Annotated in this window: 20 protein-coding genes; 10 read left to right on the forward strand and 10 right to left on the reverse strand. The window is 72.0% G+C overall.

Annotated features, from left to right (window positions below; genetic code table 11):
- Positions 1 to 5: 5 nt before the first annotated feature.
- Positions 6 to 269 (forward strand): DUF3040 domain-containing protein, encoded by a 264-nt coding sequence (locus tag ACTEI_RS17020; RefSeq protein WP_122978557.1) that lies wholly within the window; start codon positions 6 to 8, stop codon positions 267 to 269.
- 152 nt (positions 270 to 421) lie between these two features.
- On the opposite strand, the gene ACTEI_RS17025 is transcribed toward ACTEI_RS17020, so the two are convergent.
- Positions 422 to 1744, reverse strand: coding sequence for a BTAD domain-containing putative transcriptional regulator (locus ACTEI_RS17025; protein WP_122978558.1), 1323 nt, complete (start codon positions 1742 to 1744; stop codon positions 422 to 424).
- A gap of 229 nt (positions 1745 to 1973) precedes the next feature.
- On the opposite strand from ACTEI_RS17025, the gene ACTEI_RS17030 reads away from it, so the two are divergent.
- The gene (locus ACTEI_RS17030; protein WP_203723662.1) at positions 1974 to 2498 is read left to right on the forward strand and encodes a hypothetical protein; all 525 of its coding nucleotides are present in this window, start codon (positions 1974 to 1976) and stop codon (positions 2496 to 2498) included.
- A 428-nt stretch (positions 2499 to 2926) separates the two neighbouring features.
- Here the strand turns inward: ACTEI_RS17030 and ACTEI_RS17035 are convergent, their stop codons facing one another.
- From ACTEI_RS17035 to ACTEI_RS17045, 3 genes are all read right to left on the reverse strand, one after another.
- A complete protein-coding gene (locus tag ACTEI_RS17035; RefSeq protein WP_122978560.1) occupies positions 2927 to 3889 on the reverse strand; it encodes a hypothetical protein in 963 nt (320 codons plus the stop codon).
- Positions 3889 to 4248: a PadR family transcriptional regulator gene (locus ACTEI_RS17040; protein ID WP_122978561.1), complete on the reverse strand. Its 360-nt coding sequence runs from the start codon at positions 4246 to 4248 to the stop codon at positions 3889 to 3891. Before ACTEI_RS17040 ends, ACTEI_RS17035 begins: the two co-directional genes overlap by 1 nt.
- A gap of 261 nt (positions 4249 to 4509) precedes the next feature.
- Positions 4510 to 5295 carry a DUF2249 domain-containing protein gene (locus tag ACTEI_RS17045; protein WP_122978562.1) on the reverse strand — a complete coding sequence of 262 codons (786 nt, stop codon included), beginning with the start codon at positions 5293 to 5295 and terminating at the stop codon, positions 4510 to 4512.
- Between the two features lie 50 nt (positions 5296 to 5345).
- On the opposite strand from ACTEI_RS17045, the gene ACTEI_RS17050 reads away from it, so the two are divergent.
- The 6 genes from ACTEI_RS17050 (at position 5346) to ACTEI_RS17075 (ending at position 12065) form a co-directional block, all read left to right on the forward strand.
- Complete coding sequence (locus tag ACTEI_RS17050) at positions 5346 to 6050, forward strand: helix-turn-helix transcriptional regulator (protein WP_122978563.1); 705 nt, start codon at positions 5346 to 5348, stop codon at positions 6048 to 6050.
- 341 nt (positions 6051 to 6391) lie between these two features.
- Positions 6392 to 7474 carry a hypothetical protein gene (locus tag ACTEI_RS17055; RefSeq protein ID WP_239082398.1) on the forward strand — a complete coding sequence of 361 codons (1083 nt, stop codon included), beginning with the start codon at positions 6392 to 6394 and terminating at the stop codon, positions 7472 to 7474.
- On the forward strand, positions 7471 to 8793 hold the full coding sequence (locus ACTEI_RS17060) for a hypothetical protein (protein WP_239082397.1): 1323 nt from the start codon (positions 7471 to 7473) through the stop codon (positions 8791 to 8793). Before ACTEI_RS17055 ends, ACTEI_RS17060 begins: the two co-directional genes overlap by 4 nt.
- A 5-nt stretch (positions 8794 to 8798) precedes the next feature.
- Positions 8799 to 10157: a multicopper oxidase domain-containing protein gene (locus ACTEI_RS17065; protein WP_122978565.1), complete on the forward strand. Its 1359-nt coding sequence runs from the start codon at positions 8799 to 8801 to the stop codon at positions 10155 to 10157.
- 70 nt (positions 10158 to 10227) lie between these two features.
- Positions 10228 to 10704 (forward strand): Crp/Fnr family transcriptional regulator, encoded by a 477-nt coding sequence (locus ACTEI_RS17070; protein ID WP_187645950.1) that lies wholly within the window; start codon positions 10228 to 10230, stop codon positions 10702 to 10704.
- 1040 nt (positions 10705 to 11744) lie between these two features.
- A complete protein-coding gene (locus ACTEI_RS17075) occupies positions 11745 to 12065 on the forward strand; it encodes a MerR family transcriptional regulator (protein WP_122978566.1) in 321 nt (106 codons plus the stop codon).
- A 232-nt stretch (positions 12066 to 12297) separates the two neighbouring features.
- Here the strand turns inward: ACTEI_RS17075 and ACTEI_RS17080 are convergent, their stop codons facing one another.
- Positions 12298 to 12867, reverse strand: a complete 570-nt coding sequence (locus ACTEI_RS17080; protein WP_122978567.1) for a riboflavin biosynthesis intermediates N-glycosidase — start codon at positions 12865 to 12867, stop codon at positions 12298 to 12300.
- Positions 12868 to 13035: 168 nt separating this feature from the next.
- Here ACTEI_RS17080 and ACTEI_RS17085 point away from each other — a divergent pair, with 168 nt between their 5' ends.
- Complete coding sequence (locus ACTEI_RS17085) at positions 13036 to 13548, forward strand: hypothetical protein (RefSeq protein ID WP_145831060.1); 513 nt, start codon at positions 13036 to 13038, stop codon at positions 13546 to 13548.
- Positions 13549 to 13800: 252 nt separating this feature from the next.
- Positions 13801 to 14991, forward strand: a complete 1191-nt coding sequence (locus ACTEI_RS17090) for a HEAT repeat domain-containing protein (protein WP_145831059.1) — start codon at positions 13801 to 13803, stop codon at positions 14989 to 14991.
- 126 nt (positions 14992 to 15117) lie between these two features.
- Here the strand turns inward: ACTEI_RS17090 and ACTEI_RS38970 are convergent, their stop codons facing one another.
- From ACTEI_RS38970 to ACTEI_RS17105, 5 genes are all read right to left on the reverse strand, one after another.
- Complete coding sequence (locus ACTEI_RS38970; RefSeq protein ID WP_262384752.1) at positions 15118 to 15243, reverse strand: hypothetical protein; 126 nt, start codon at positions 15241 to 15243, stop codon at positions 15118 to 15120.
- Between the two features lie 359 nt (positions 15244 to 15602).
- Entirely contained in the window at positions 15603 to 16676 is a 1074-nt protein-coding gene (locus ACTEI_RS37045) for a hypothetical protein (protein ID WP_145831058.1), read from the reverse strand.
- Positions 16677 to 16750: 74 nt separating this feature from the next.
- Positions 16751 to 17344: a hypothetical protein gene (locus ACTEI_RS37050; RefSeq protein WP_145831057.1), complete on the reverse strand. Its 594-nt coding sequence runs from the start codon at positions 17342 to 17344 to the stop codon at positions 16751 to 16753.
- A 1114-nt stretch (positions 17345 to 18458) separates the two neighbouring features.
- On the reverse strand, positions 18459 to 18863 hold the full coding sequence (gene sodN / locus ACTEI_RS17100; RefSeq protein ID WP_122978571.1) for a superoxide dismutase, Ni: 405 nt from the start codon (positions 18861 to 18863) through the stop codon (positions 18459 to 18461).
- Positions 18863 to 19372 carry a flavin reductase family protein gene (locus tag ACTEI_RS17105; protein WP_122978572.1) on the reverse strand — a complete coding sequence of 170 codons (510 nt, stop codon included), beginning with the start codon at positions 19370 to 19372 and terminating at the stop codon, positions 18863 to 18865. The genes sodN and ACTEI_RS17105 overlap by 1 nt, the downstream gene beginning before the upstream one ends.

Here is a 19372-nt window from a genome sequence, read left to right on the forward strand (position 1 = left end):
GTCGCATGCTGGAGGAGAAGGATCGCCGGGCGCTCGCCGACATCGAGCTGCACCTGTGCGCGGATGATCCGGAGTTCGCACGCCGGATGCGTGCCGACGACCGGCGGTTCCCGACCGTGTCGGTGCTGTGTGTGCTGGTCTTCCTCACGCTCCCGTTCGTCGGCCTGTTCAGCGGTCCGGGCGCGGTCCTGGTCACCGTCAACGTGGCGGCGGTGGTGGTGACGACCATCCTGCTCATCCGCGGCCGGCGCCGCCGCCGGGAACTGTGACCGGCAGCCCCACCAAGTCACCGGGTGATCGCCGCGCGACGGGCGCGGTTGATCACCCGGCTCCGCGCGGTACCGTCGCCGGCGCTGCGCGGCGGATCGGTGATGTCGCGGTCCACGGCCGCGAGCGGGCACCGGCGGCGGTGGCGCCGAGTTCAGTGGGCGCAGGTGGCGATGCTGCAGAAGCGGCGGCGACGGCTCGGGTCCAGGAACAGCCAGCCACACTGCGGTCCCGGGCAGGCGCAGACCGTGAAGCGGCGTGGGTCGGCCAGCAACTGCGCGGCGCTGTTGGCGGCCGCGTGCAGGGGGATCTCCAGGCCGGCCGCACCGGGTAGCACCCAGCGGCCGAGCCCGCTGCCGTCGCGGACGAAGACCGACGCGCCGGCGGCGTCCCGCGCGAACCCCGCCACCACGGCGAAGGAGCGGTCGTCGGCGGGGTCGGTCAGGCAGGCGTACAGATGCGTCCGCAATCGTCGGGCCCGGCACAGCACCGCGGCGGCCTCGGCCGGCGCGCGGCGCGCGGCTCGCAACAGCCGGGTCACCGTGGCCTGGTCGGCCAGGTCCATGTGCTCGGCCCAGGCCGCGAGCGCGGCATAGCCGCGCAGCCATTCACCGCCGGCCGGGTGTGGGTTCTGCCAGCCCGCGTACGTGTTGCAGAACTCCAGCGCCGGATGGCCGCCGACGTTCCACGGCAGCAGCTGGTCGCGCACCCGCACCGCGTACGCGGGCGCGGCCGGCCGGTCGAGCCCCGGATCCCGCCGCAGGATCCGTTCCCGCAGCTCGCGCAGCTTGTCATTCGGCTCGACGTCCAGCTCGGCGCGGAGCATCTTGACGGTCACGTCGTAGCGGTGCAGTGCCTCGCCCGGGCGCCCGTCCCGGTACAGGGCGGTCATCAGCAGGGCGGCCGGCCGCTCCCGGACCGTTGTGCGCTCGACGATCGGCGTCAGGTCGGCGACCACCCGGTCGTGACGGCCCAGGGCGAGCAGGTCCTCGGCGCGGCGGCACACGGCGGCCCACCACAACTCCCGCAACTGCGGCGCGAGCCGCTCTCGCAGGCGTTCCCCCGCGACGTCGGCGAGCACCGGCCCCCGCCACAGGGCGAGCGCCGCGTCGTGGAGGCGAACCCGCTCAGCGGCGTCCGGCGCCTCCGCCGCCTGCCGGACGAGCTCGACGAACTCGTCGGTGTCGAGGTGGTGGCCGGCCGGGTCGACCAGGTAGCCGTCGTGCCGGGTGACGATGGTCAGGCCGTGCGGGTCGAGCGCCTGCCGCAGCCGGCCCACGTAGGTGTGCACGACCCCGCGCGCCGTGGCCGGCGGGCAGTCGTCCCACAGCAACGAGACCAGCCGCTCGGTGGGCACCGCCCGCCCGGCCCGCAGCAGCAGGATGCCCAGCAGGCAGCGCTCCTGACGGCGGGTCGCGGCCGTGATCACCCGCCCGTCGTGGCGGACCTCGAAGGGGCCGAGCAGCCGGACGTCCATCGCATCGAAGGTTATCTGTTCTGGTCAGGATGTGGTGAGCGGCGCGGCGCAGGATGGCCCGGTCGGACCACTCCCGCGGAGGTATGCCATGCGTTGTTTCACCGCCGTCACCGTCGCCGTGCTCGCGTTGCTGTCCGGCACGGCGGCGCCCGCCGCAGCGTCGGGCTCGGGCGGGATGTCCGCTCCGTTGCCCGCCGCAGCGTCGGGCTCGGGCGGGACGTCCGCTCCGTTGCCCGCCGCAGCCTCCGGCTGGACGCCCGTGTTCGTCCAGCGGCCGGTCGCGGCCACCGGCTCCGGTGGGGTGTCGACCCTGTCGCCCGCCGCACCCAACGGCTGGGTGCCCGCGCCCACCCCGCCGTTCACCCAGGAGGCCGGCGTCAACTGCGACTTCCCCCTGCACGCCGAGCCCGTCGTGGACGAGGTCGTCACCAGGGTCCTGGAGCGTTTCCCGGACGGCTCGATCCGCCGGGACGCCTACCGCGGGGATCTGGTCGTCCGGGTCACCAACGACGAGACCGGCGGCCACTACGACGCGGATGTCAGCGGCAGCGCGCTGGTCGACCACGCCACCGACGGCTCGCAGACGTGGTACGTGGCCGGTCCGGTCCTGCTGCGCGTCCGCGAGGGCCAGGGCAACATCCCGCGCGGGCTGTGGATCGTCGACGGTCTCTACCGCCTGGCGATCTCCGCAACCGGGCACCGCACCCTCACGATGGTCAGAGGCAGCCTGGACAACGTCTGCGATCACCTGTGACCTGTACGGATGATGCTCCGCGCCGAGCGCGGTGCGGCCGGGACGGCTGTCCGCGCCCGTCCCGGGCCGCATCGCAAGGTGGGATCGGTGCTGCCGGGCCACGGGGCGGTCCCCGGCGCTGCCCCGCCGCAGGGCAGGGCCGGTACTGTCTGGTCCCCTCGCGGTTCTGGTGTTGCCCGGGTGCGTGGCGTCCCGGGCTCCTCGGCCGCCCAGCGGTACTTTGCTGCCCGGCCGCCCGGCGGTCCTTGTGCTGCCCGGCGGCGCTGGTGTTGCCCCGCTGCCTGGCGGTCCTGGTGCTGCCTGGCGGCGCTGGTGTGTTGCCCGGCTTCCCGGCGGTCCTGGTGCTGCCCGGCCGCCTGGTGTTGCCCGGATGCGTGGCGGTCCCGGCGCTGCCCGGGCCGCGGGGTGGACCCAGCCCGTCCGCATCTCTATCTCCGCAGTTCTAGAGCCTGCAGCAGCGCCACCGAGGCGCCGGTGACAGTGACCCACCAGTCGCCGTCCACAAGCGCCTGGGCGGCGGCGAGTATCAGGAGCGCGATCGTGACGATCCTGGCGGTCCGCACCACAGTCGGGCGACGCCACCATGCCGGCTGCCGCCCCGGCTCCTGCTCGGCGAGGTCCCGTGCGTATTCCGCGAGGGACGGGAACTCCTCCCGCGGGGTGGTGCCGGCCGCCGCCACGTGCGCCCGGGCCTGCTCGACCAGGGCGCCGGCCCGATCGGGTGGCACGTCGAAGCGGCCGGCCAGCACGCCGCGCAGCCGGGCGAACCAGTCCTCCGGGTCGGCCGGGTCCGCCGCGCCGGCCGGTCCCCGCCCCCGGGTGGGGCGGGTGAGCACCCAGCACAGTCCGAGACAGACCACGAGCAGCCCCAGGGCCGGGGTCTCGCCGATGCGCTCGCGCGGCAGCGCCGTGAAGGCCACCGCCGCCGCGACGGCCAGCACGGCGCCCGCGACGAACCCCCAGGGCGCGAGGCGGGGACGCCCGGACGCGCGGAGGGCGCCGGGCGCGGCGAGGAAGGCCAGCAGGCTCGACGAGGCCAGCACGGTGCCCAGCGAACCGGCCGCGGTGAGCGGAACGGTCAGGCCGCGGTTGGCCCAGATGGCGGACAGCGACGCCAGCACGCCGACGAACGCTACGGCGAACATGCCGTCGCTCAGATAGTCGCGTGAGGTCTTGCCCTGCGTGTCGACCCGGGCGCCGGCGGCCGGCCGTGCGGCGGCGACATCCGCGGCGAACCGCTCCGGCGGGCCGAGCGCCTGCCAGGGATCGACGCCGCTCTGCTCATGATGCGAGCGAGCGTCCTCGATCAGGGGAGTGGCCTCGTGGTAGCCGATGCCGTGGTCGCTGAGAGCGGTGCGGGCGATCAGCTCCCACCGGTCGAACGTGGTCATCATCGCTCTCCAGCCGTCTGCCGTAGGAGCTTGTCGAACGTGCTGGTGAATCTGTGCCAGGAGGCGCGCTGGCCGTGGAGCCGGCGCCGGCCGTCGTCGGTGATGGCATAGACCTTGCGGCCCGGACCGCCGTCGCCGGCCTGCCAGCTGGAGCTGACGGCCGCCTCGGTCTCCAGCCGGTTGAGCACCGGATAGAGCACGCCGCCGCGGACCGGGCCGAGGCCCCGCTCGCCGAGGCGCTGAGCCAGGGCGTAACCGTGCCGGTCGCCCTCGGTCAGCACGGCGAGGACCGCCAGCTCCAGCGTGGCCCGCACCCAGCCCGGCTCCGGATCAGGCTGCTCAGTCGTCGCCTTCGCCATGTTCCCTCCCGCGACCGGTTACCGCTCGGTGCGGCCGGTCCGTGCCCAGAGTAGACCAGAAATGCCACTAGTCGAAATCTAGACTAGTGGCGTTCGCGTCGATAGGCTGCCGGCATGAACGAACCACGCGGGCGGGTGCTTGAGCGCCGCCGGATGATCGGGCCGTGCGGCCCCGGCCGGCCGTCGGGCGTGCAGCCGGCCGGCCCTTCCGGCGAACCGCTCCGCTGCGGCCGCCGGGGAGAGGGAGGCGAGAGGCCGGGGTCAGGCGGGCACCGCGACGCGGTGCAGGCGCAGCTGCCACACATCCGGGCCGCTCTGCAGCCACTCGGTGGTGAACTGCCCGGCGTACCGTTCGTCGATCTGCGACAGCAGCGGCAGCGGGGCGTGCGGCGCGACCAGCACCAGCGCGGAGTCCGGCGCCAGATCGCCCAGCGCGGCCATCACCCGGGCGTGACGCTCGGCGTGCGGCAGATCGCGGACGTCGATCCGCGGGTCGATGCTCAGCGTCGCCGCCGGTGCGGCGGCCTGCGGCGCGTCACCGCCGCAGCCGCACCCGCCGCAGCCGCACCCGTCGGCCGGCTCGACGCCGAGCAGGTCGTGCATGCCGTCCAGCAGCGCCGCGAGATCCACGTCCGGGGCGCCCACCAGCACCGGCACCACCAGGTCGTTCTCCTTTGCCAGGTGCACCTCGAAGAGCGCCTGCAGGGCCCGGGCCGCGGCTGCCGCCTGCACCGGGGACGCGGTCTCGGTGAGCTCGGTGACCAGCGTGCCGATCGCGCGGTGCTCGGCCAGCATCCCGGTGATCAGCAGGCCCGCGCCGGGCTGCCCGCTCGCGGCCGGGTAGAGCGCGGCCTCCTCGGCGTTGGCGTGCGGCAGCAGCTCCCCGGTCAACCAGCCGACCAGCGCCTCCCTGGCCTGCCAGATCTGCCGCAGGCCGCCGATCTCGGCGGTCCGGATCAGGTCCCGGACCAGGCGGTCCAGTTCCGTGGCCATCTGCGCGTGATGGCGCACCACGGCCGCCGCGGCGACCTCGTCGGACGGTGACATGACGCCCTCCTCTAGTTTTGACGTCAACTGACGTTATAACGTCTAACACCGTGGAAACCTCAGGGAAAGGGCCGTCCGGCGAGACGATCGACACGCCGCAGCACCGCGCGCTCGGTTCGTCGAGCCGGGTGGCGATCATGCGACTGGTCCGGACGTCCGCGGCCGGGCTGACCGCCGCCGATGTGGCCGCCCAGACCGGCCAACACCTCTCCACCACCCGCGCGCACCTCGATCTGCTGGTCGAGGCCGGGTTGCTGGTGAAAGCCCGGGCCAGCGGCGGTCTACCGGGCCGTCCGGCCTGGCGATACCGCGCGGTCGCCGACGATCCGGCGCCGGCGCCCTATCGGGCGCTCGCCGCCGCGCTGCTCGAACATCTCCCGGCCAACGAATCCGGGGTACGAGACACCGCCGTCCGCGTCGGGCGCGACTGGGGTCGCCAGCTGGCCGCGAACGTACGGGACACCGCGAACCCGGTGGAAGCCGTCACGACGGTGCTGGAGACCCTGGGCTTCAGTCCCCGAGCGCACGCCCCGGAGGGCGGGACGGTCGACGTGCACCTGCGCACCTGCCCGTTCCTCGACCTGGTCAGCCAGAACCCGGACGCCATGTGCGGCCTGCACGCCGGGGTGGTCCGCGGCGTCCTGGAACAGCGTGGCGCCCAGGGCGCGGGCACCGTGCTGGAGCCGTTCGGCGCCCCGGACGCCTGTGTCGTCCACCTGCCACTGCCGTCGCTGTCCGACGAGGACCCGGCATGAACGCCGGCCCGGCGCCGGGCGCGGCTCGCCGGCGGCCGAGCGCCCCCCATCCCGATGAACAGACAGTGGTCGGCGGCCCTCACCCCGACGAGCGGACAGCGGCTGGCGACGCGCGCCCCGGTGCGCGGACGGCGGCTGGCAACCCCCGTTCCGACGAGCGGGCAGCGGCCGGCGGCCCCCACCCCGACGAGCGGACAGCGGCTGGCGACGCGCGCCCCGACGAGCGGACAGCGGCCGGCGAGTCCCGCCCCGATGAGCGGACAGCGGGCCGCGAACCCGACGCCGCGCCCGGACGTGCCCCGCACGCCGGGCCCCGGCCGGCGCTTCCGGTGGCCTGGCGCTTGCCCGTCCTCGCCGGCGCCGCGCTCGCGCTGCTCGGCGGCCTCTACGCCGCCCTGCTGCTGCTCGGCACCCCGGTCCCGGTCCCGGCCGCCCCGGTCGAGGAGGTACACGGCCCGGTCATGGTGTTCGGCTTCGTCGGCACGTTGATCGCGCTGGAACGTGCCGTCGCTCTGGGCCGCCGGTGGGCGCTGATCGGCCCGTTCTGCTCCGCGGCCGGCGCGCTTCACCTGCTCGCCGCCGGGCCGGCTCTCCCGGGAAAGCTGCTGGTCACGGCCGGGGCGGTGGTACTGCTCGGGGTCTACCGGGCGATCTGGCGACGGCAGCCGTCGGTGGCGCTGCTGGCGCAGGCCGCGGGCGCCTTCGGCTGGTACGCGGCCGCGCTGCTCTGGACCGCCGGCTTCGCGGTGGCCGAGGTGGTGCCGTGGATGACGGTCTTCGTGGTCGCCACGATCGCCGGGGAACGACTCGAACTCGCCCACGTCGCCCTGTTCTCGGCGTACGCCGAACGCCTTTTCCTCTCCGCGCTCGCCGCGCTGGTCGCCGGCGCGGCCACGGCCACGGTGTGGCCGCGGACCGGCACCTTCCTGTACGGCCTGAGCCTGCTCGCGGTCACCGCCTGGCTCGCCGTCTTCGACGTCGCCCGCCGCACCGTACGCGCCACGGCCCTGCCTCGTTACGTCGCCGCCGGCCTGCTCGCCGGCTACGCCTGGCTGGCCCTGGCCGGCCTGCTCTGGGCCGGCGCCGGGCCGGTCACCGACGGCGCCCGCTACGACGCCACCCTGCACGCCGTCTTCCTCGGCTTCGTGCTGTCCATGATCTTCGTGCACGCGCCGGTGATCCTGCCCGCGGTGCTGCGCCGGCCGCTGCCGTACCACCGGGTGCTCTACCTGCCGCTGGCCCTGCTGCACCTCACCCTGCTGGCCCGGATCGCGGCCGGGGACGCCGCCGGCCTGGAATCGGTCTGGCGCTGGTCCGGGACCGGCAACGTGGCCTCGGTACTGCTGTTCCTCGCCTGCGCCGTGACCCTGTCGGCCACCGCCGCCCGCCACCCCTCCCAGCCGAAGGCCCGATCCGCATCATGACCCCCCTCGTCACACCCCCGGAACCCGCCCCACCGGCCGCCCCCGCCCCGGCGCCCGGCACCACGCCGCAGCCTGGGCGGCCGGCGCCGGACCGGGAATCCGCCGGGATCGCGAACACCGTGCCGGACCGGCCGACCGGCCGCGCCACCTGGCATCGGCGCGCCGGCCTGCTGCCGCTGGGCTACCTGCTGGCGCTCGTCGCGCTCGCGTTCGCGCACCCGTTCCTGCCCGCCTGGCGCTGGCTGGCCATCCACCTGCTGCTGCTCGGCGCGGCCAGCAACGCGATCCTGGTGTGGAGCGCCCATTTCACCGCCGCGGTGCTGCGCGTGCCGCCGCCGGCGTCGCGGCGCGCCGAGGCGGCCCGGCTGGCGCTGCTCAACGCCGGCGTGGTGCTGGTGCTCGCCGGCGGCGGCACGGACCGGCCGTGGCTGGGCGTCGGGGGAGCGGCGGCCGTCTTCGCGGCCATCGCCGCGCACCTGGTGTGGCTGGCCGCCCGGCTGCGCTCCGCGCTGCCCGCACGGTTCGCGGTGACCGTGCACTACTACCTGGCGGCGGCCGGCGCGCTGCTGGTCGGGGTGCCGGTCGGCGCGTGGATGCTGGTGGTCGACGACGCGGCCCGGCCGCGGCTGATCCTGTTCCACGCACACGTCAACCTGCTCGGCTGGATCATGCTGACCGTCCTCGGCACGGTCGTGACGCTCTGGCCGACCGTGCTGCGGACCCGGATGGCCGACGGGGCGGTGGCGGCCGCCCGGACCGGCCTGCCCACGGCGCTCACCGGCCTGTCCGGGCTGGCGCTCGGGGCGCTCGCCTGGTGGCCGGTCGTCGCGGCGGCGGGCCTGGCCGTCTTCGCGACGGCGGTGGTCGCGACCGTCGTCCCGGCGGCTCGCGCGGCCCGCGTCAAACCGCCGGAGTCGTTCGCCGCCTGGTCGATCGCGGCCGGCGCGGGCTGGCTGCTGATCTCCCTCGCCGTGGACGGCTACCGGCTGCTGACCGCGAATGATCCGGCCGCCGCGGCCGACGGGCTGAGCGCGGTGCTGGTGCCGCTGCTCGCCGGATCGGTCGCTCAGGTGCTGCTCGGCGCGCTCGCCTACCTGCTGCCGATGGCGCTGGGCAGCGGTCCGGCCCGGGTCCGGGAGCGGACCGCGGCGCTGGACCGGCACTGGCCGCAGCGACTCGCGATGACCAATGCCGCGCTGCTGGTGTTCCAGCTGCCGGTGGGTCCGTACGTCCGGATCACCACGTCGTTGTTGCTGCTGGCCGCGCTGGTGCAGTTCCTGCTGCCGGCGGCGCGCCTTCTCCTGCTCGACCGGAGGTAACCCCCGTGTCCACCCCTCCCGCGCCGACCGTCCGACCGCTCGGCGGGATCGCCGCCGGCCTGGCCCTGGTCCTGCTCGCCGTCCTGCTCGGGGTGGCCGCCCAGCGCCTCACCGCCGGACCGGCCACCGCGAGCACCGCCGGGCCGGTCACCCCGACCGGCCACACCACGACGGTCGCCGTGACCGCGAAAGACATGCGGTTCCACCCCGACCGGATCACCGTTCCGGCGGGTGACCGGCTGATCGTCGAGCTCACCAACGGCGACCAGCGCCGCCACGACCTGGTGCTGGCCGGCGGCGCGAAGACCGGGACGGTCGCCGCCGGCCGTACCGTCACGCTGGACGCCGGGCTGATCTCCGGAACGGTCGCCGGCTGGTGCTCGCTGCCCGGGCACCGCCAGGCCGGCATGACGCTGACCGTCGTCGCCACCGGCGCGACCGACACCGCCGCGACGCATGCCGGGCACGCCCCGGCTGCGCCGGGCGACACCCCGCCGGTGGACACGATGGCCGATCCGGGTGCGGGGTTCCAGGCGTACGACGCCGCCGCGCCGGTGTCGCCGCCGGGCCGCACGCATCGGCTGGACCTGCACGTACGCGAGGTGGAGCGGGAGGTGGCTCCCGGCGTGCGCCAGAAGATGTGGACCTACAACGGCACCGTGCCCGGCCCGGTCCTGCGCGGCCGCGTCGGCGACACCTTCGAGATCACCCTCCATAACGACGGCACCGTCGACCACGGCGTCGACTTCCACGCCGGCGCCCTCGCCCCGGACCGGCCGATGCGCCCGATCGAACCCGGCGAGCAGCTCACCTACCGGTTCACCGCCACCCGCGCCGGCATCTGGATGTACCACTGCTCCACCATGCCGATGCTGCTCCACATCGGCAACGGCATGTACGGGGCCGTCATCATCGACCCGCCCGACCTGGCCGCGGTCGCCCACGAGTACGTCCTGGTCCAGTCGGAGCTCTACCTCGGCGCCCAAGGCGCGATCGGCGACCTGTCCAAGATGCAGCGCGAGCAGCCGGACGCGGTGGTGTTCAACGGCTACCCGGCGCAGTACGTCCACCGTCCGCTGACCGCGCGCGCCGGCGACCGGGTGCGCTTCTGGGTGCTCGATGCCGGCCCGAGCCGGGCCGGATCGTTCCACGTGGTCGGCGCCCAGTTCGACACCGTCTACACCGAAGGCCGCTACCAGCTGCGCCCCGGCGATCCGGGCGGCGCCCAGGTGCTGTCGCTCGGCCCGGCCGCCGGTGGCTTCGTCGAGACGGTGCTGCCCGAGGCCGGACACTACCCGTTCGTCAGCCACGCCATGGCCGACGCCGACCGCGGCGCCCGGGGCCAGGTCGAAGTGGCGCCGTGAACCGGGACTTTCGCTTCTGCCGCCCGGGCCATGCCGCTCCTAGCGTCGACAGCGACCCGAAGGAGGCGTCATGACCGCGTTGAGCGTCTTCGACCAGTTGGCCATGCATCCGTTCGCCGCTGATCTGCCGTCCGAGTGGCTGCACCGCTGGTCCGTCCACGGCCGGCCGGTGTTCCGCCCGACGCGGTACCGGCTGTTCGCGGCCGGTGACCCGGCGAACCGGTTCTGGCTGCTGAACTCCGGCTCGGTGGTGCTGGACATGGCGGTGCCCGGCCGCGGCGACATCGTGCTCGAACAGCTGCGCCCCGGCGCGGTCGTCGGCTGGTCCTGGCTGATGGCGCCGTACCGGTGGCGGTTCGGGGCGGTCGCCGCGGAGGACGTGCACGCCATCGAGTTCGACGCGGTCCGGATCCGCGACATGATCGCCGGGGAGCCGGCGCTCGGCCGCGACCTGAACGCCCGGTTCATGACCGTGCTCGCGGACCGTCTGGAGGCGTCCCGGCGGCGGCTCGCCGAGCTCTACGCCTACCCGGTCCCCGAGGACTGACGCCCCGACAACGGGGCGCCGGCCGCCCACGGTCCGGGCCTGCGGCCTCGCCCGCGGCCCCGGCTGCCAGCCGTCCGTGATCCGGGCTGTGAGGCGTCTCCGGTCCGGGCTGTGGGCTTGCGTGCGGTTTCGGCTGGGGCCGGTTCGGACCGTGGGCTTGCCTGCGGTTTCGGCTGGGGCCGGTTCGGACCGTGGGCTTGCCTGCGGTTTCGGCTGGGGCCGGTTCGGACCGTGGATTTGCCTGCGGTTTCGGCTGGGGCCGGTTCGGACCGTGGATTTGCCTGCGGTTTCCGCCGGGGCCGGTCCGGGCTGTGGACCTGCCTGCGGTCCCGGCGGGGCCGGCCCGGTGGTGCGGGAGGCGCCGGACGCCCGGTCGCCGTGCCGGGACCGCAGGCCCACCGCCGGGCCACGATGCCCACCGCTGATCAACCGGAATCCTCGGGTCAGGGGAACAAAAAATCTACGACTCTCGTACTAGACATTCTGGTAGGTGGTGGCTAGTGTTTCCGGTGTTGAGGGAAGAGGTCCGCGAACGACGCAGACGAACAGGCTGAGCGTCAAACCGGCCCCGGGTTCGAGCCCGTGGCTCGCTCGGCCCCCGCGGTGCGGCACTTGCATCACCGCGCCCAGCAGGGTGAGCAGTAGCAAGGCAAGACCCCGACGCAAGCACAGGTCGGGGCAGGCCGGGCGGGCCGGTGCAGGTTTCAGGGCCCGCCCGGCACCACCACCCGCCGCACGTGTCCGGGCCATGAAAGCCACGGGGCTCCGGGACCGCACTGCAGGCCAGCGAAGGGAAAGGGCCTCGGACACCGTTGGATCGTCCGCGCCGGGACGTGCTGTCAGCCCCGGAACGGACGCCGTAGCGTCCATCGAGTGCGGTGATCTCCGGTCACGTTCGTGCGATCCCTTCGTCCTGCGCCGTCACCCGGCGGCAGGTGCGCCCTTCGCGACCGGCGAATCCCTCGAAGAGTGGTGTTCGGACCCGTTGACCCTGGGCCCCGGCGTGAAAGCGCCGGGGCCCACATCATGGAGAGGTTTGTATGGCCCCACCCGACGACATGTTCGGTGACGACGACTACCCCGCCTACACGATGGGCCGCGCCGCGGAGATCACCGGCGCCTCGCAGGACTTCCTGCGCCGGCTCGACGAGGCGAAACTGTTCACCCCGTTCCGGTCCGCCGGCGGCCACCGCCGCTACTCCCGACACCAGTTGAGGCTGGCCGCGCGGGCTCGCGAGATGGTCGACCAGGGCACCGCCCTGGAAGCCGCCTGCCGGATCATCACCCTGGAGGACCAGCTCCAAGAGGCGCTCCGGGAGAACGACAGGCTCCAGCGCCGCCAGCAGTCCGAGACCAGCTGACAAGACCGCCTGACGGTCCCTTCCCGGGAAGGGGCCGTTTGTCGTACCCGGCTGCGGTGTCCCGGGCCGGCAGGTCGCGCGCGAACGTCCAGCCGCCGGGTGGCGCCGCGGCCGGCGGGTCCTGTTCGCACCCCGGTGATCGGGCAAGCCTGTGCACGCGCCGCGCCGCGTGACCGGCCTCTGCGGCTGCCGCGCACGCCCGGCGGCGCATCCGGTGTTCGCCGTCCTGCCGCTACTGTTCCGGCGAGTCGTGGAGGACGTCGCGTACTTGCATGAGTGCGAACCCGAGCAGGTTGAGGCCCTGCCATCGAGCTGGATCGGCGGCGGCGGGCTCGTCGCGCATCAGGCCGATGCCCCAGATGCGATCCACCGGGCTGGCCTCAACGAGAACCCGTTGTCCGGTACCGAGCAGGAACGCGCGCAGGTCGGCATGCTCTCCGAACTTGGCCAGATTGCCGGCCACGACGGTGGCGAAGCGGTGCTCGTCCCAAATCTGTTGATCGAATCCGGCAACCCGGCCGCCGAGAGCCTTGGCCGCGTGCGGGTGCGGCGCGGCCAGAATCCGCTCGGCCATCGCGTCGTCACCGAACAGGACGGCCTTGCGCCACATCATGTAATGCTCCGCGGTGGCGAACACGCGCCCGTCGGCGGTGAACGGGGCCGGCCACCACTGACTCAAGCATCCGGCGCCGACGCGGCCGTCGCGCTCCGACTGGTGTCCCCAGAAGAACAGGAACTTGATCCGTTCTCCCCGCGCCTCCGCGGCGGCCAGATCAGCGACGCTACGACAGGAACCCACCATGATCGCAAGTGTGCTGCACCAGGACCGCAGCGTGCCACCACTTTTGACCGGAGCGGAGGGTGCGACAAGCGGATCGCCTCTCACCGGTGACAACGGTTGCTCAACACCTTGGCGCACGCTCCGCGCATGAGAGTACGGCTCTCCGGCTTCGGCCGATACGCTCGCCTCATGGCCGGAAATCTGCAGGCGCTGCTCCTGAAATCGACCGCACCAAGCCTGCGTGAAGCGGTATTGCCGACCGTGCCGTTGGCCGCCGGCAGCGGATTGGTGCTTCTGCCGCTGACGGACGAGATCGTGGCGAGCATGGTGCCGACCGCGGTCGATGGAGCGCCCGTGGAGGGCTTCTACGAGTTGACGAGAGAGCTCGCGGAATGGGCTTGTCGCCACTCGATGCACGGCGATGTGGCCTACCTGCATACCGAGTTCTTCGGTGGCGGTGGATTCCATGCGGCGGTGGCATGGCGTGGTGGAACAGTCGCGTGGGGGCCGATGTTCACGGCAACCTCTGCCGGCGAAGCTGAAGACCACTACTCGGTCGTAGCGGACCACGAGGACTTGGCGGTCAACGCGATGCTGCGCTGGTGGGGCGTGCAGCGGGGTGATCAGGTCGACGAGTTCGCTGCCGCGGGTCTCAGTCGTCACCGGTGGACCGAGGAGTGGGCGGCGCTGGCAGCCCGGTGACCGCGGCCCGCTGTGGTGCGGTCGACCGGTGGCTCGCGCGGCGCCCGCTCAGCGGCAGACCGACTGCGGTCCGCCGGACACGCGGATCGCGGCTACAGAAGCCGGAACCGGCTGTCGTGCCGCGGCCGCGCGAGGTACTCGCTGATGGGACGGCCGGACATGGATGCCATGACGAGGTGGCCGGTATGGCTTTCGAGTTGTGGATCCGGTGCTTGTTCGCCGTCGAAGCCCAGCCCATGAAGGATGGCGGTAGTGAACGATCGTTTGGTGTATCCGGCTGGTGCGGCGGCAGGGGAGGGTAGTGCCCTGTTGCGGGCAGCGGCAGCCGCCGGGTACGGCTTGCGTGTCCGCGAGCTCCTCGACGACGGCTGGTCCGACTCGGCCCGCAACGACGTCGAGCTGATGTTGTGGGCGGCGGACTACGGGGCCTACCAACTGATCCGCCATCGGGTGGACGAGCACACGACGAGGTCCATGTGGCGAATCGCCCGGGCCTGGGTCGGTGTCGATCCGGTGGCCGAGTTGCGGCGCCGGCTCGGCGATGCCACCGCCGAGGTGCAACGCCACAGCGTTCCGGTCGACCACGACGACCACACCCAGTGCATCCGGGCGACCGCGGCTGACGGCCGGTGGGCCCAGGTGCAGACGGCTCACCTGGCGATCCTCACCTGCATCGAGGAGCGCCTCGGTATCGGTCCTTCGCGCGACGAGCTGATGGCGCGTGCCCTGGCAGATCGGGATCCGACGTCCATCAACTGGAGCCAGTCCCAGCTTTCGGTGAACGCCAGGACGGATGCCGAGGCGACTCTGCGCTGGGCCACCAGGGTCCTCACCGATCCGGATCCTGATGCTCGGCGGTTCGCCGCGGAGGTGGTGCACTCCCTTTCGATCGACCAGGCGCCGTGCCGGCAGGACGCGCTGGCCGCTCTGCGAGCCGGGCTGGCCGCGGAACCGGATGCCGATGTCCTCGTGAGCCTGATCGGGGCAGCCGCTGAGTACCACGGCCCCGGCTTTCTGCCCGAGGTGGTGATGCATGCCGAGCATCCCGACCCGTCGGTCCGCAGCCGGGTGGCGGGCGAGCTCTGTTTCACGCTGATGGAGCCGGGATCGAGGCGGGCAGGCGTGGACGTACTGGCGGCACTGGCCCGAGACCCCGACGGGCGAGTACGCGCGGCTGCTCTGCATGTGTTGCGTGACTACGCCTTCGACCACCCGGTGACCGGGCAGGTCATCGCCGCCAACCGCGATGACCCCGACGCCCGCGTAAGAGTGGAGGCGCTGGCTGGACTGGCCCGAGGTGGCGACACCGCGGCCTACGGAGAATTGCGGCGACTCGGAGACGAAGCCGGGAAGGACAGCCCTCTCGCCCTGCTGGCCGACGCTGCCGAGGGCTGGCTACGCAATGCCGAAAAGGTCCAGGCTTCGTCTCCCGACGCCAGGTAGGGATTCATTCCGGGTTACCACCGTCGGGACACCGCGACCGTACGCCACGCACCGCTGGCATCCCGTAGCGAACGCCCTGTCGTCGGCAGATCCGGACGCCGCTGGATCCGGGCACATGTCACGTGCTCAGTCGGCAGCGTCCGGACGCGACAGTGGTTCGTACGCGAAGCGCCACACCCAGTCGTCGATGCCGATGACCGGCCGGTGCGAGTTGGCGTACGCGGCTCTGCACAGGGCGCTCACGAATGACATGAGCAGATTCCGTTCGTGCTGCCCCCGCTCGTCGCCGCCCACGGCGCGCCTGTCGACGAGGTCCCCGGCCGGCAGCGTGGCAGACCTCCCGGTCGCCCGTCGGCGAGACATCGGGGCCAGCAGCCCGACCGCGGGACAGGTCGCACCGCACCGAGCCGGCGGCATGACACGTAAGGCCTACTACCTGACCAGCGACGCCGCCTCGGCTCTGGACCAGACGCAGACATGATCGTGCAATAGCCCGGAGGACCGTCAGCAAGCACACCGCGCTGAGTGCGATCACCGAGGTCGGCGTCGCGCCGGTGGATGCGATCGCTCAGGAACCGCGTTAGCGGATGGCCGCCGCGGGCGACCCGTGATCAAGCGTTCTCACCAGGACCGAGGGCCGACTCCGAAGCGGCTGCCCACGCAGCCCATGCCTTCCGCCAGGAGTTCTTTGCGGCCGCCAGCGCAACCGCTCCTTCGGGAGTGATCGACAACGGCTCCTCGATCTTCTGCCAAGCACGGTGAGCCCGGTGGCTGGGAACATCCGCGCGGAGCTCAGTGCCGAATATGAGCGTTTCGGAGATAGCTCTGCGACGCAAATCCGCACGGTTCCTGAACCAGGCGGCGCTGGCTCGAAGGTTCAGCATGTGATTGACGATGCTCGTAACCGCGCGCTTGGAATCCGACTCGTCGTGGCCTGTGAGCGCCATGTGCCGCCGCGCCGCGGCCTGCCACAGTGCGGTCAGGTCAGCTACCTGAGGGGGAGGAGCGCCGCCTACCTCCATCCAGGTGACGGTTGCCTCGCTCGCGCTGAGGGTCACCTCGACCAGGGCACGAATCGGGTCCTGTCCCGGACAGCCCGGCTCAGCCCATCCGGTTGGCGGTTCGGCAACTGGTACGCCTTGCCGTTCCAACGGGGGAAGATCTTGCGCCTGTCGAGTGAGAAACGATCCGCGATCCGCGAACGTGTTCACCGCTACTCGTTCCGGTCGCCACCCGTGGGAGACGATGGTGATCTCGATACCACCAGTTTCGCATCTGGCTGCCCAAAGATCGCCGCTCGCGTTTATCCGATATCCCTGGACGGGCCCGGATTCGAGGAAGAAATCAATCTCCTCGCTACCGGAGAAAGTGGTAGGGATCAGCATTCCTCGCTGGCGCGCCTGCTCTGCCAGTACCGTTTCGAGTGACGCTGATCTCGTTGCCGTTCCTGCCCACCGTGCCGTGGTCACCGCAATCCACATCTCACTGTTCGCCAGGCTGTCATAGGCAACAGTGGCGGTATTCACTGCAGCATTCACTCCGCCCCACCCCATGAGCCGCGGGAAGCAAGGTTGGAAATCCTCGGAAACGGCGAATATTGGCAGATCGGAAGCCTGTAGTGCCGAATTGTAGTTATTTCTTGCTCGCTTCACGGCTGCATCATCAAGAGGGCCCTGCGGATACATGAGCGCATCATGCCACAAATCGAGTGTCGCTGCCCCTTGGTCGCAGAGATGCAGCGACACTCGACTACTGGTTCTTAGTAGATAAGGTCAGTGGTCTTGGGCTGGTTGGAGTAGCAGATCCAGCCGGAGGTGGTGATGGCGAAGCTGGCGACCGTGACCTTGGCGGTGGCCAGGCCGGACGAGAGGCCGAGCGACCGGATGCCGCCCAACCACGACTTGCCGGCGAACTTGCCCTGGCCTTCGTTGTAGTCCTGCCGCGACGTACCGCCGTTGTCCGAGATCGTTACGCTCCAGTGGACGTCCCACGGGGTTCCGGCATCGACGTTGTCGACGTGCAGCCCGGTGTCGAGCTCCGCGCGGCGGTTGCCCTGGGCCCAGAGGCTCACGTACGAGCGACCACATTCGCCATCGACCTCCGCATAGTCGAAGGTGGTGGCTCCGCCGCTTGTTTTCTTCTTCAATACACCGGACGTGGGAACGTATTTACCGCTGGAAGCGGCGGCTGCCTGGTCCGTAGGAACCGAGGCCTGCGAACCGTTGGGAAGGGTCACCACCTCGTAGCCGTGAGCCCGTGCGACCTCGGCGTCGAATCCGACGAGGGAAAGACCTCCTTCCGCTTTCGTTGAGCCGGCGGCACTCGGCGCAGCATTCGCGGTGGATGGGGGCAAGGCGGACACGGAAAGTGCGACGACGGCGTCCGATTCCTCGGAAATGCGCGTTTCGGAAACGGCCGGTCCGGGACATCTCGAAGATCAATGATAGTTCGTATTTGTCATTCTCCGAAGTCGTCTGCGCGGCGGTCCCTGGTAGGCGATCCCATGCGCAGGCGAATTCGAACATTGAGTTGTTTCGAAGCGTGTGCGCTACCTGTCGTCTGACCCGTACCTGTGTGCCCGGCGCTGGCTCCGCTCTCGTCTCAGGCGCCCAGGGCGCATCCGATGACCGGTCGCTGCAGCATCCCGGCGACCCGAGCAACGCCGCATCCGGACCACCCTCGCCGTGATGACCGGCGTCCGTGCCGGAGCCACCCGCGTTCTGACCGGCCGGCTCCTCAACCACGTGACCGCCGGCTACTGACCGGCCCCGGCCGGGATTGCGGGTTGTACCGGCGGAGATCCTGCGCCCCTCCACCGCTACGTGCAGAGATGCTCACGCTCGTGCGCGACGGCGACACCGTCATCGTTCACTCGATGCATGGATCGGCTCGCCTGCCACCTCGGCCACCTGCGCCACCTCGTGGGCCCCGGACCGGCGAAGGTGTACGCACCGAGTTCGCCCACCGGCGCGCCGCCGCCGGCGAAAATCAGCCCGCCCTCGGCCCGGCTGGAGAGATTCGCCGAGTCCGGCGTCGCGTGCCCGAGCGACCAGCGTGGCTCGGTCGCTCACCTGACGCGTCGTGAGGACGAGGTGACGTGGTCGCGGACGTCTGCTCCACAGCCGCCGGATCAGCGTGCCCGCCGGCGAGCCGCTGTCCGGGATATCACGACAGCGGGTGCAGTTCGAGGCTCATGCCGGCCGGCGACGGTCCGATGCCGTCGTTGCAGGTCCGTCAGCGAGCCGTCCGCCTGGTCGGCTCAGCTCCGCGGAGCGCACCCCCTCGCTGATGGCCCGCTCGCCCAGGAGCCGGGATGCCGGCGGCCCTCGACCGCGAAACCACCCGGGTCAGCTGCCGCGAAACCGGCGACCCGCCGTCAGCGCGACGCGCGGGCGGGTGCGACCCGGCTCGGGCGAGAGGGCGTACCGCGCAAGGGCGGTGCCCGGCACGCGGCCGGGCACCAGGGATCAACCCTGCTTCGTCTCCCGGAAGATCTTCGAGATCTCCTCGATCCTGGCGAGGAGCTGGTCGGCGACCGCCGGGTCGGCGGAGCCCTTCGCGCCGCCGGCGCCGGCCAGCTTGGTGGCCTCGTTGAAGAGGGTGTGCAGCTGAGGGTACCTCTCGAAGTGCGGGGCCTTGAAGTAGTCGGTCCACAGCACCCACAGGTGGTGCTTGACCAGCTCGGCCCGTTGCTCCTTGATGATCAGCGAGCGGGTCCGGAACTCCGGATCCTGGTTGGCCTGGTACTTCTCGCAGATCGCCTTGATCGACTCGGCCTCGATACGGGCCTGGGCCGGATCGTAGACGCCGCAGGGCAGGTCACAGTGGGCGCTCACGACGGTACGCGGGCGCAGCAGACGCGGCAGTCGCATCAGAATCCTTCGGTCGGGGTCGAGGTGACGAACTTTCTGGCGTGATGGATCAGCGGCCGGTCGTCCGGGCCGTGGAACACCTCCAGCACGGAGGCGATCACCAGGGTCGACTCGCCCACCGGCACCCGGTGCAGGGGAGCGGCCCGCAGGGCGGCGACGGCGCCGGGCAGCACCGGCTCCCCCGAGGGCAGCGTGCTCCAGCCCTGCTCCGGGGTGAAACGGTCGCCGCCGGAATGGGCGAATTCGCGCGCCACGCCCAGGTGCCGGACGCCCAGCAGATGGACGACGAGGCTCGGCGCGTCCAGCAGGACGCGCGCCGAGCGGGTGCCCATCACCGAGAACGACACCGCCGGCGGGTCGACCGATACCGACGCGACACTGGACGCGGTCAACCCGACCGGCCCGTCCGGGCCGAGCGCGGTGATCACCGCGACGCCGGTCGGGTATCGGCGGAAGGCGCCCCTGAGGCGCTCGCCGACACCCGACTCCTGCACTGTTCCTAGATCCAC

The sequence above is a fragment of the Actinoplanes teichomyceticus ATCC 31121 genome, from assembly GCF_003711105.1.
Classification (GTDB): domain Bacteria; phylum Actinomycetota; class Actinomycetes; order Mycobacteriales; family Micromonosporaceae; genus Actinoplanes; species Actinoplanes teichomyceticus.

Coding starts and splice junctions, on each gene's coding strand:
- ACTEI_RS17020 (WP_122978557.1), top strand. CDS start 6: ATGCTGGAGGAGAAGGATCGCCGGGCGCTCGCCGACATCGAGCTGCAC.
- ACTEI_RS17025 (WP_122978558.1), bottom strand. CDS start 1,744: ATGGACGTCCGGCTGCTCGGCCCCTTCGAGGTCCGCCACGACGGGCGG.
- ACTEI_RS17035 (WP_122978560.1), bottom strand. CDS start 3,889: ATGACCACGTTCGACCGGTGGGAGCTGATCGCCCGCACCGCTCTCAGC.
- ACTEI_RS17040 (WP_122978561.1), bottom strand. CDS start 4,248: ATGGCGAAGGCGACGACTGAGCAGCCTGATCCGGAGCCGGGCTGGGTG.
- ACTEI_RS17045 (WP_122978562.1), bottom strand. CDS start 5,295: ATGTCACCGTCCGACGAGGTCGCCGCGGCGGCCGTGGTGCGCCATCAC.
- ACTEI_RS17060 (WP_239082397.1), top strand. CDS start 7,471: ATGACCCCCCTCGTCACACCCCCGGAACCCGCCCCACCGGCCGCCCCC.
- ACTEI_RS17070 (WP_187645950.1), top strand. CDS start 10,228: ATGACCGCGTTGAGCGTCTTCGACCAGTTGGCCATGCATCCGTTCGCC.
- ACTEI_RS17075 (WP_122978566.1), top strand. CDS start 11,745: ATGGCCCCACCCGACGACATGTTCGGTGACGACGACTACCCCGCCTAC.
- ACTEI_RS17080 (WP_122978567.1), bottom strand. CDS start 12,867: ATGGTGGGTTCCTGTCGTAGCGTCGCTGATCTGGCCGCCGCGGAGGCG.
- ACTEI_RS17085 (WP_145831060.1), top strand. CDS start 13,036: ATGGCCGGAAATCTGCAGGCGCTGCTCCTGAAATCGACCGCACCAAGC.
- ACTEI_RS38970 (WP_262384752.1), bottom strand. CDS start 15,243: ATGTCATTCGTGAGCGCCCTGTGCAGAGCCGCGTACGCCAACTCGCAC.
- ACTEI_RS37045 (WP_145831058.1), bottom strand. CDS start 16,676: ATGTATCCGCAGGGCCCTCTTGATGATGCAGCCGTGAAGCGAGCAAGA.
- sodN (WP_122978571.1), bottom strand. CDS start 18,863: ATGCGACTGCCGCGTCTGCTGCGCCCGCGTACCGTCGTGAGCGCCCAC.